Origin of the sequence: Microbacterium sp. ZW T6_19 (assembly GCF_044987465.1) — a bacterium.
Classification (GTDB): Bacteria; Actinomycetota; Actinomycetes; order Actinomycetales; family Microbacteriaceae; genus Microbacterium; species Microbacterium natoriense_A.
The window spans coordinates 1-523 of record NZ_JBJDRH010000026.1; the positions used below are offsets into that span (position 1 = coordinate 1).

General features: G+C 70.6%; 1 protein-coding gene. It reads left to right on the forward strand.

What is annotated here, in order from left to right:
* Positions 1-523 (forward strand): hypothetical protein (locus ACI3KT_RS18515; RefSeq protein WP_404905876.1); only part of this gene is annotated, 523 nt, incomplete at both ends.

Below are 523 nucleotides of genomic sequence, written 5' to 3' on the forward strand. Positions count from 1 at the left end.
CGACGACGAGGCGCGGGGCCAATACCTGCCGTTCACCCGCCCACACCAGGGCGTGCCTGCCGTATGGGTCCCCGAATCGGAAGGCGACCGCATCCTGGCTGCGGCACGACGCGGAGACCAGGCGACCCTCACTCTGGAGGCGACACGTCACCACGGAGCGACGATGGACACGGTCTGGGCCGTGTCACCAGGCGCAGGACCGCACGCCGACGAGAGCATCCTGGTCGTCACGCACAGCGACGGCGGCAATGCGATCGAGGAGAACGGCCACATCGGCCTGCTCGCACTCGCGCAGGACGCCGCCACGATCCCTCACGACCGCACCATCGTCTTCGTCCTGACGGCCGGGCACCTCCGCATCCCCGCGGTCACCCTCCACGGCCAAGCGACCACGGCATGGCTCCAGGCGCATCCGGAGATGTGGGATGCCGATGCCGCCGGCCTGACCGCCGTGGCCGGACTCGTCATCGAACACCTCGGCGCCCGGCGGCGACGCGACGATTTCCCGCGTACGGGCCACGCA